Genomic DNA, 9,933 nt, shown 5'->3' with positions numbered 1-9,933 from the left:
TCGGCTCATCCCCGCTTGCGCGGGGAACACACTTCGCGAGCAGCGAAAACTCGAGCCGACTATCTATAGTACATACGACTTCACATGCCTAGAGGCTGAGCACCCCCGCAACACTTCGGCATGCGCAACAGATCCCTACTATGCCTACACCCCTCACTCTTGCACTGGCTTTCCCATCACAACTTGTCGGGCTAATTGAGGTAATTCTGAAAATTGTTCACATTGCCTTTTAGCCGGAAATTTTCCGGAACGTATGCGGCCCCAAGAGGACTCAGTCGAGCATTAAAATCTTCATCAACCATACAAGAGAGACGCTCATACCCGAGCACCTATTTCCCATAGACCCGCTTATCCTCTCATTCGATGCACCCCCAAAAAGTAATCCTAACTTAATTTTTGAATAAGGTTTTACATCTTCCCCAGCAAGCTTACTGCCACACGTGTAACATACCTCCCGAGTCCCACCCCAGGTTTTACTAGGCACGCTAGGATGAAACATGCTTGCGCGCCCTTTACTTCTATTGCAAAGGATTTCCATGTCGAAAGCTCACGTCGCATTCGTCGGGCTTGGCTATATTGGCCTGCCCACTGCCGTTGTTCTAGCTAATTCTGGTGTAGAAGTCACTGGTGTCGATGTCAACGGTCCGAACGTTGACCGCATCAACCGCGGCGAGGTAACCATCGTTGAGCCGGGGCTGGAAGAAGAGCTGCGCTCGGCACTCGAGTCTGGCCGCTTCAAGGCCACCACGGAGCAGGTACACGCGGATGCCTACATCATTGCGGTGCCCACGCCGTTTACTAAGTCTTACGACGTCGACATGAAATTCATCTACTCGGCAGCTGAGGCCATCGCGCCGCAGCTGGAGGGCGATGAGCTGGTCATCTTGGAATCCACTTCCCCGCCGCTGACCACCAAGAAGATGGCCGACAAGATTCTCGAGCTCCGCCCCGACCTTGTCGCCGACGGCACCGATAACCCTGAGGGCAAGCCGGTGGTCTACTTCGCCCACTGCCCAGAGCGCATCCTTCCGGGCAAGGCTATGGAAGAGCTGCGTACTAATGACCGCATCATCGGCGGCCAGACCCCGGAGGCAACGAAGCGCGCCACCGCTATCTACTCCTCCTTCTGCAAGGGCGAGCTCTTGCCGACCAACGACGTCACTGCGGAGATGGCCAAGCTGACTGAGAACTCCTTCCGCGACGTCAACATCGCCTTCGCCAACGAGCTTTCCCTCATTGCTGACAAACTCGGCATCGACGTCTGGGAGCTCATCGAACTGGCGAACCACCACCCGCGCGTCAACATCCTGCAGCCCGGCCCCGGCGTCGGCGGTCACTGCATCGCCGTGGACCCGTGGTTCATCGTGTCTGCGGATCCGGAAAACTCCAAGCTCATCCAAACCGCGCGCAACGTCAACGATGGAAAGCCGGCCTGGGTTATCAGCAAGGTGAAGGAAGCCATCGAACGCACCGGCGCGTCGAAGATCGCCGTCCTCGGCCTCGCCTTCAAAGCAGACATCGACGACCTGCGCGAATCACCGGCCCTCAACATCGCGGTTGACCTCGCCGAAGAGCTGGAAGACACCACGTTCCTGGTCGCTGAGCCGAACGTCAACGAGCTGCCCAAGCACCTCAAGGGCTTCGACAACGCGCAGCTTACCGAGTACACCCAGGCAATTAACGACGCCGATGTCATCCTGTTGCTGGTCGACCACAAGGAGTTCAAGGACCTTGAACCAAACCGACTAGCTGGAAAATATATCGTGGACACAAAGGGTATTTGGCGCAACTAGCCTTTTCAAAGCCGTACGAGTGTAACTAGCGAAAGACTCATCAATGGAACTTCTCAGAAAGCCTAAAACTCAAATCAGCGTAGTAGTAGCGCTATTTGTTGCCGCGATCATCTTTTTGATTTTGGACACTCTAACGCACCTCACGGGCTTCCAGGTTCTGTTCGAAGCAACTTCTGTCCTCCTACTCGCCGTAGCCAGCTTGTCGACGATCCGAGGAATGAACGCAGCAATCAAGTCGTTCCATCAGTTGCGTCTTGTGGCGGATAGCACTCAGGACTTAGAGAATTCTCTAGGAGCCGTCAATTCGAAGATTGAGAAAAATACAGAAGAGCTCTCGGAAGTAACGCGTAAAGTCGCGCTACTAAACCCAATTATTCGCAACACCGCTGGCTCAGTCGGGCGAATGGCTCCTCTGGTACGAGGACTTTCTCAGGGAGATTCTTCCCAAGCAGCCGCCCTTACTAAAGCAGTCGGAGCTCCAAACACTCCAGCACAGAGCACGACGGAGACGACCCGTTCGCAGGGAAAGATTACTTTTCCTCCGGTTAGGCCAGTTAAACCGGCTGCTCCCTCTTCTGACATTACCGCAATGGTGATTGCCGATCCCTTTACCGCCGAGGCCTTTGCGTACGAGTGGAACCAAATCCTGCCGACAAAGACTTCTTGGAAACAGATTCTCGACGAACAGCGCATCGATTTACTTTTTGTCGAAAGTGCTTGGGAAGGCAACAATGGGGAATGGAAGTACCAGTTCACTGGTTCTCTAGCACCCCGAGCTGAAATTGTTGCTCTCGTGGAAGAATGCAAGAAGAGGGGGATCCCGACTTGCTTCTGGAACAAGGAAGATCCGCCGCACTTCGAAGACTTCCTAGACACCGCGAAGCTTTTCGACTACGTTTTTACGACGGATATCAATATGGTCCCTGAGTACCGCAAGCGACTGCGACACGACAGAATCGAAGTCCTTCCGTTTGCCGCTCAGCCGCGCATTCACAATCCTGCGAAAATACGCGGCGTTGCTCGCGACAAAGACGTTACCTTTGGTGGGATGTACTTTCGGGACAAGTACCCCGAGCGCCGCGCCCAGATGGATTTTCTGCTTCCGGCCGCCGCAAAATTCAACTTCGATATCTTTTCCCGTCAGCTCGGCGGTGCACCGCAGTACCAGTTCCCAGCCCAATATGACAAGGCAGTACGGAACAGCCTCCCCTACGACCAGATGCTGACTGCTTACCATGCGTACAAAACTGTTCTAAACGTAAATTCAGTTACTAACTCTGCCAGTATGTGTGCACGCCGTATCTTCGAGGCAACAGCTTGCGGCGCAGCGGTGGTGTCCGCTCCTAGCCCCGCTATCTCACAGTTTTACCCAAATGACCTCGTTACAGTCGCGGACGACGAAAAATCCGCATACCAAAAGCTCCGTATTTTGACTCGATCTGACGAGTTCCGGGAGCGTCAGGTACATCTGGCCCAACGCCTAACTTGGAGCCATTACACCTACGAAAAGCGCGTCGATACAGTACTCGAGACGATTGGAATTACTCCTGCGAGGAAACGTCAGACGATCTCGATCATTAGTCCGACTATCCGCCCTGAAAACCTTTCGATCATCTTCGAAAATTTTGGTCGCCAATCCTACGGCGATAAACAGCTGCTCATCTCTTGCCATGGTTTTGAACCCGATGAGAATCAACTTAGAAACTTGTCAACGAAACATGGCATCGACAACTGCAAAGTTGTAGCTTCGCCGCCGGAGAACTCTCTAGCCGATAACCTTAACGAGCTAATTGAACTTGCCGACGGTGACGTCATCGCTCGAATGGACGACGACGATTGGTACGGTGAGAACTACCTTCTTGACTTGTACAACGCGCTGGTATTCTCACAGGCCGACGTAGTCGGCAAGGCGGCCAGCTACATCTACTTCGAAGAACCAGACATGACTGTCTTAACGATGCCTCAGATGGAGCACAAGTACACGGAGTTTGTTCGAGGTGCGACCTTAATGGGCTTGAAGTCCACGTTTCTGCAGTTCCCTTTCCCTAATGGAACGCGCGGAGAAGATAGTGACTTCCTGACATCGCTTGTAAAAGCGAATAAGCTTATCTACAGCGCCGATCGTTTCAATTTCTCCGTTACCCGAAACAAGTCGAAAGATTCTCACACTTGGAATGCAGCGGATGATTTCCTATTTGGAACCGGTGTAATGAAGTACATAGGACGGTCCATAGAGCAGATTTCGCTGTAGGTCCTTGGGGTTCGATACCGAGTCGAGGGCCCAAGCTCTACAGCGACTTCACCGCAGGGATTTGACTTGTACACCTGCAGGATTCGGAAGAATCAAGAATGCACGCTATATTCCTACGGCTTAATTGGTTTAATAACACCAGCGCCGACACGGCAAAGAAGTCATGTTTCGGTAAACACGCGAGTATTCATCCGCCACCGGGTATAAGTTCAGAGTTTTTTCCTGTCCCCAGATCAACCCGGTTGGTCGACCTTCCAGTTGGTCCATAGTTAACCGGGCTTTTGCCTGCAACCACTGCTCTCCCATAGCCTGGTTGTGCTCTTCGATATAAGTCTGAGTGCCACCTGGTGCCCGAGTGATTTCGCCGAATACTATTCCCCTATTAACTCGGTACAAATCGACTCGACAGAAAGGCAGCCCCATTGCTTTCGAAAGATGTCGCGCTGTCTCTGAGACTTCTCCGAAATTATCGGGAAGCGTCAACCCCTCATCGATGTTGACAGACGGATTCACCTTTCCCAGGTTCTCCCCATTTTCCCCGAAATAGGCTGACCTGACGGACTGGTCCAATCCATTCAACTTATCTACCCGTCGGACCAAAACTTGCATGATCTCACCGTAGGCCATATAAAATTTCAGGTCATCAGGGATAATCTCACCGTTGTCTTGTTCTAAGAATTCTTCCGCAAAGATAGGGCCATACGCTTGTCCTTTGCTGTACGCTTCAGAGAAAAAGGAAATTACTTCCGCTTCGTTAAGTCGCATCTGCCCGTCCATCGAGAGGAACATGCCGTCCTCCTCTTTTTTGAGAGCCAAAACTCCTCGCGCGGAAGACCCGCCGTCCGATTTAAGAACGAATTTCTGCGGCAAATTTGCCAAAGACTCAATCTTCCTGGGTGAAGACCAAACTGCAAATATCTTTGGGATTGAAACCCCATGGCTGGCAGCAAATTCGTACATCCGTAGCTTTCTTGGGATGCCCCGGAGTGGATGGTTCACGAAAGTTTTGTCCGCCCCGACTACGCTGATGAGCTGTTTTAGAGACTCGAGCTCTTTCGTGTAACTAGGGTGGTAGAGCTTCCTCTTTACGGATTTAAAGGAAGCCTTAAAATTATCTAATTCGCGTGACAATTCTTCTTCAGTCATAAATTCGATTCCGTTCATTTTTAGAATTCAATTTGATTGGCCGCTTCCGCCAGGTGTTCGATGTCAACGGACTAGAACGTATTAACAAATTCTCCTCAATCATACCCTTTTCAAGATGAACTCGAGAGTAAAGATCACTCTCTACGCTACGTAAGTACGGTCCCAGGCACCTGCTACCCGAAAACCACGTTCGGAGCCCGATACGCCGCGGTGACTTCCTGGAGGTACTCGTGCGCGGGGTCTTTGTTGTCCTTGCCCATCAGGCGTGCCCACTCATGGTACTGGGGAGAAACCACGTCGGTGGGGCCGTCGGCGATGATGTGTCCCTTGCTGATCCAGATGCAGCGCTTACAGTTCTTCTCTACCTGGCCGATGGAGTGGGAGACCAGGAAGAGATTGCCGGCGCGCTCTAGGACCTCGGCCATGCGCGCCTTGGCCTTGGCGCCGAAGGCAGCGTCGCCGGTGGAAAGGGCCTCGTCGATGAGGAGGATATCCGGTTTGACGGCGGTGGAGATGGCAAAGCCCAGGCGGGAGCTCATGCCGGAGGAATAGGTCGACATGGGGCGTTTGATGGCATCGCCTAGCTCGGTCCACTCGGCGATGAGCGGGATCTGCGCGCGGGCCTCGTCCGGCTTCATTCCCAGGGCCAGGCAGCCCAGGTAAATGTTTGTCTCCCCGGACAGGGACTTTTGCAGGGCGGGGCTGACGCCCATGAGCATCGGCTGCGAGCGCACCAGGATCTTGCCGCTGGTGGGTGATTCGCCCCCGGCGATGAGGTTGAGTAGCGTGGATTTTCCGGAGCCGTTCAGGCCGATGATGCCGACCGACTCGCCGGGTGCTGCGACCAAGGAGGCATCGGTAAGCGCGTCGACGACCATCTTGTTCTTGCCCGCCCGCACGGTTCGGGCGTCGTCGGAGCGGGACTGGCTGATGACGTAGCGCTTAGAGACGTTCTGGACGACGACGTTTGCTTCCTCCACGTAGTCGACCGCACCGTCAGCGCCTGCTTGGTCGGTCTTATGCAAGTCGGACATATTTGTGCTCCGCTCCCCAGAAGTAGATAAAACCCACCACGAAGGTGCCGAAGGTCCAGGCCAGTAAGGTCAGCCAGGTGGAAAGGTCCGGGCAGGTGCCATAGATGGTGGAATTACGAATCGCCATGAGAAAGATATACGCCGGGTTGTGCGACATTACTTCCTGGACGACCGGCGTGTGCGAGAAACGATCCAGCGAGAACATCACGCCGGACAGGAAAAACCAGGCCTGCGTAACAATCCCCATCAGCGCCTTGACGTCGGGGATTTCCGCGGTCAGGCGCGCCGAAATCATCATCAGCCCGCAGCCGAAGATGTGCAGCATCAGGTAGAGCGGCACCACCAGGATGATGGTCCAGTTAGGTGGCGTGCCCCACTGCGCTAAGAAGGCTAGGATCATGCCGATGAGTGCGGGCAGGAGGTTATCGATGCCGGCGCGCAGGGTCTGCGAAAACGCCAGCGAGGCCCGCGGGAAGGCAAAGGTGCGGATCATCCCGCGGGACTTGGTAATCAGGCCGCTGCCGGCGGAGAACAGGCCGGTAATCATGCGCATGAACATGATACCAAGGATGAGGTAACCAATGAAGTTCTCGATGCCGCGGGAAGTCTTGAACAGGTAGCCGAACAGGAAGCCGTAGAAGGCCACGTCCAGGATCGGGTTGGCCACCAGCCACAGCTTCCACAAGCGGTAGTCGCGCGTGGAGCGCAGGGCCTTGGAGCGGGCTTCCGCGATGACGAAAAAACGGCGCTCCCAGAGCTGCTGGAGGTAGATCGACAGGCTGGGTCGGGGGTTGAGCGGTTTCAGCCCCTCCGGGGACACGATCTGGACCGGGCCGTCGGAATGGGTGATCTGCTCGTTGAGCTTCTGGAAATAATCGACGCTCCGGGAGTTCTCCCGCTTTCGGTGACGACTCATTTACTTCGGCCCCCTTTCCGTTGCCTCATTGTCTTAACGTACCTCTTTGTTTTCACTTGAAACTTCAACCAGCCTAGTCAACTTCCCTTAGCAAATGATAAAGGGTTTTTACTATCGCATCCGTGTCGCCGGATTGGCTGCGATAGTCCAGTGGCAGCCCCGACAGCGGTGAGTCGGCGGCGACGATTCCCCACACGGGCGTGGTGGACGCAGAATAATCGGAGTACTTCGACGGCAGGAACGGGTTGACGGTAAAGGCGGACCCGGTCGTCTTCGCGTCGTTGACCAGCAGGACGTCGTAGTCCTCCGTAGTAGCCAAAAAGTCCAGGTAATCCGCATAAGGGTAGGCGCGCACATCGACGGGAGCGCCTGGCGCCTCGGCGGCCTGCTGCCACCAGAGGGCATCGACAGCCGCAGGGTCGCCGCAATAGATGTGCAGGACAAAGCGCTGGCGCGCGTTATCCGGCAGGGTGGCCAGCGCCTGCAGAACCGGGCCCATGCCGCGGTTGGCGTAGAAGTTGCCGAAGTAGGCGATGTTGATGTTGCCCGGGACTGCCTGGGCCCGCGAGGTACCCAAGGAAAACAGCTCGCGCGGCGGCGGGGTGTGCGGCCGGATGACGGACTTCGCCCGGGCTTCTTCTTGTAACCCCTCCGGGTACGGGGCCAGCATGACCTCGCGCTGGTTGGAGTTGGTAAAGACCAGACGGTCGGCATGGAGGAGGGTTACGGCCTCCGTCAGGGCGAAGTGGGTATCCAGGGTAATCCCCGGCCACCGGCTGGACGAGACCGCCCGCCGCAGCTCCAGCGTGGTCAGCCCCGGGGTGATAGCACCCTCCCGCGGCTGGCCATCAACGCCGAAGCGCAGGGGATCGGAAAACTCCGCCTCCCAGTAAAGCCCCGGGTGCTTCAGTTTGACCAGGGCTGCGGCCACGTGGGAGCCGGACCACAGGGCACGCGAGTACAGCTGCTCATAAGGCGCGGCGGATGCCATCCGCTTGCCAGCCACCCGCGCGGCCTTCCGGGCGAAGCTGGAGATCAGCGGCCACGCCGCGAAGGAAGGATCGACCCGGATTTCGGTGTGCTGAGCCAGGTAGGGCTCGACGATAAGCTGCGTGGAGGAATCCTTGTCCCGCACGCGGGACATATCCGCAAAGATGGCGTCGACCAGCTCGCCGCGTGCGGCAATGTGCTTGGCCACGACGTTAGCCGCGGTATCCGCATACGGCGGGAAGCAATAGGAGATCACCAGCCGGCGAGCCTTCTCCGTGCGCAACTCTGCCCACGGCAGGCCCGGCACCTTGAGGTCTACTGCCTCCGAGATTGCGCTGTCCACGTCCCCCGGGTTGGTTTTCAGGTAATCGCGGACGAAGGAGAACTGGGCGGCCTCCAGGCTCTCGCGCGCCTGGGCGGAGGCCTCCGGGACTTTGATGCCGCGCAGGCTAGCGATGCAGGCCAGGCGCTGGCGCACGCTAAATTCGTACGAGCTGGCCTGCCGGCTGACCGACCCGGCGCGCTGGGTACGCAGGTAGGCGGCCCCGGCGAGCTCTTGCGGCACGCGCAGGGCCAGGTCCGGGTGCTTGAGCAGGTGCGCGAAGAAGACCACGTCCTCGCCGGAGTCCAGGCTTTCGGCGTAGCGGTAGCGGGTCAGGACCGCGCTGGGGACCACCTTGCAGGCGTTAAAGCCCAAGGCCCAGGCGGTGCCGCGCGCAAGCTGCGTGGTCCCCGCCAGGGCTTTGATGCGCACGCCCAGGCTCGTGGATTCCTCGCGCTGCCCGGCGCGCACGTCCACTATGGGCAGCAGCGCGCAGACTCCCGGCCCGGCCATGCCCACCCCCACCTCGAGGAATCGCGGCTCGAGGCAGTCGTCATCGTCGAGGAAGGTGACGTATTCCCGCCGCACCGCGGCCAGGCCGAGGTTGCGGGCGCGGCTGGCGCCTGGGGCATCGCTAGTCAACACCCGCAGGTTCAGCCCCGGGTGTTCCGCGCGCGCCTGGGCTAGGACCTCGTAGCTGCCGTCAGCCGGACCGTTGAGCACCACGATGACCTCGAAGAGCTCCGGCGCAAGTGTCTGGGCCGACAGGGATGCCACCATGGCCGGCAAACGCTGGCAGCCCTGGTATGAGGGCACGATGACGCTGATGCCCGGCTGGAATGCTCCGCGGCTCATCGCAGCTTCTCCAATCCCTTGTAGAGGTAGGCCACGAGCGTGGCCGGTAGGTACTGTTTGATGGGCTTAGCCAGCGGCACCACCTTCTTAACCACCAGCGAGCCCAGGCTGGGCTCCGACAGCGTCGGCTCGGTAGGCTTCGGCTCGCGCTCCACGCTAGCCCCTGCCTGGGCGGCCAGCCCCCGCACGAAGTCCTCGCTGGAGCGGGTCGGGCTCAAAGCCGTGCCCAGGCGCAGGCGCAACCAACCTTCGTCAGCGTCGAACCCGGTTACGCACACCTGCTCTTCAGGAACGTCTGTCCGCAGCAGCCCCACCATCCGCGCCACGTGTTCGTGATCTACCCAGAACTCCGCCTGCTCGTGGCCGGTGCTGAGCCACCGCGAGACGGCGTCCAGGGTGAGCGGCTCGGGAGTGTTGACCAGAATGAGCCGGCTGCCCTCGGCGGGCCACGTGTCTGGAAGCCCCGACAGGAAGATGGTATCCCCGGCCACGGATGCCAGGGAGACCGGTGCCTCGGAGTCATCCAGCACGACGACTGGCCGCGCGGGTTGCGCGGTGGATCGCTCTGGGGCTTGGGTGTTAGTGCCGTATGCCGCCTGGTAGGCGTCTAGGCTGCTGATACGCAT

The 9,933-nt window shown here is 57.6% G+C and carries 7 protein-coding genes; 2 read left to right on the top strand and 5 right to left on the bottom strand.

The window, feature by feature from the left end:
- The first annotated feature begins 536 nt into the window (after positions 1–536).
- Both wecC and HMPREF3067_RS06140 read left to right on the top strand, forming a co-directional pair.
- Entirely contained in the window at positions 537–1,793 is a 1,257-nt protein-coding gene (gene wecC, locus HMPREF3067_RS06145) for a UDP-N-acetyl-D-mannosamine dehydrogenase (RefSeq protein WP_070768849.1), read from the top strand.
- 43 nt (positions 1,794–1,836) lie between these two features.
- On the top strand, positions 1,837–4,044 hold the full coding sequence (locus HMPREF3067_RS06140) for a glycosyltransferase family protein (RefSeq protein ID WP_246819252.1): 2,208 nt from the start codon (positions 1,837–1,839) through the stop codon (positions 4,042–4,044).
- A gap of 129 nt (positions 4,045–4,173) precedes the next feature.
- On the opposite strand, the gene HMPREF3067_RS06135 is transcribed toward HMPREF3067_RS06140, so the two are convergent.
- The 5 genes from HMPREF3067_RS06135 to HMPREF3067_RS06115 all read right to left on the bottom strand — a co-directional run bounded on the left by HMPREF3067_RS06135 (position 4,174) and on the right by HMPREF3067_RS06115 (position 9,933).
- Positions 4,174–5,208 carry an ATP-grasp domain-containing protein gene (locus HMPREF3067_RS06135; RefSeq protein ID WP_070768847.1) on the bottom strand — a complete coding sequence of 345 codons (1,035 nt, stop codon included), beginning with the start codon at positions 5,206–5,208 and terminating at the stop codon, positions 4,174–4,176.
- A gap of 155 nt (positions 5,209–5,363) precedes the next feature.
- A complete protein-coding gene (locus tag HMPREF3067_RS06130; protein WP_070768846.1) occupies positions 5,364–6,224 on the bottom strand; it encodes an ABC transporter ATP-binding protein in 861 nt (286 codons plus the stop codon).
- Positions 6,208–7,140: an ABC transporter permease gene (locus HMPREF3067_RS06125; protein WP_083319167.1), complete on the bottom strand. Its 933-nt coding sequence runs from the start codon at positions 7,138–7,140 to the stop codon at positions 6,208–6,210. Before HMPREF3067_RS06125 ends, HMPREF3067_RS06130 begins: the two co-directional genes overlap by 17 nt.
- 73 nt (positions 7,141–7,213) lie before the next feature.
- Positions 7,214–9,307, bottom strand: coding sequence for a glycosyltransferase (locus HMPREF3067_RS06120; protein ID WP_070768845.1), 2,094 nt, complete (start codon positions 9,305–9,307; stop codon positions 7,214–7,216).
- Positions 9,304–9,933 carry a hypothetical protein gene (locus HMPREF3067_RS06115; protein WP_070768844.1) on the bottom strand — a complete coding sequence of 210 codons (630 nt, stop codon included), beginning with the start codon at positions 9,931–9,933 and terminating at the stop codon, positions 9,304–9,306. Before HMPREF3067_RS06115 ends, HMPREF3067_RS06120 begins: the two co-directional genes overlap by 4 nt.

Source organism: Corynebacterium sp. HMSC04H06, assembly GCF_001815935.1.
Classification (GTDB): Bacteria; Actinomycetota; Actinomycetes; order Mycobacteriales; family Mycobacteriaceae; genus Corynebacterium.
Note: the sequence above shows the minus strand (reverse complement) of the source record. Positions and strands in the feature narration are given on the sequence as shown.

Bases quoted from the DNA above. Each gene is read 5' to 3' on its own strand.
- wecC (WP_070768849.1), top strand. From the start codon at position 537: ATGTCGAAAGCTCACGTCGCATTCGTCGGGCTTGGCTATATTGGCCTG.
- HMPREF3067_RS06140 (WP_246819252.1), top strand. From the start codon at position 1,837: ATGGAACTTCTCAGAAAGCCTAAAACTCAAATCAGCGTAGTAGTAGCG.
- HMPREF3067_RS06135 (WP_070768847.1), bottom strand. From the start codon at position 5,208: ATGAACGGAATCGAATTTATGACTGAAGAAGAATTGTCACGCGAATTA.
- HMPREF3067_RS06130 (WP_070768846.1), bottom strand. From the start codon at position 6,224: ATGTCCGACTTGCATAAGACCGACCAAGCAGGCGCTGACGGTGCGGTC.
- HMPREF3067_RS06125 (WP_083319167.1), bottom strand. From the start codon at position 7,140: ATGAGTCGTCACCGAAAGCGGGAGAACTCCCGGAGCGTCGATTATTTC.
- HMPREF3067_RS06120 (WP_070768845.1), bottom strand. From the start codon at position 9,307: ATGAGCCGCGGAGCATTCCAGCCGGGCATCAGCGTCATCGTGCCCTCA.
- HMPREF3067_RS06115 (WP_070768844.1), bottom strand. From the start codon at position 9,933: ATGCGTATCAGCAGCCTAGACGCCTACCAGGCGGCATACGGCACTAAC.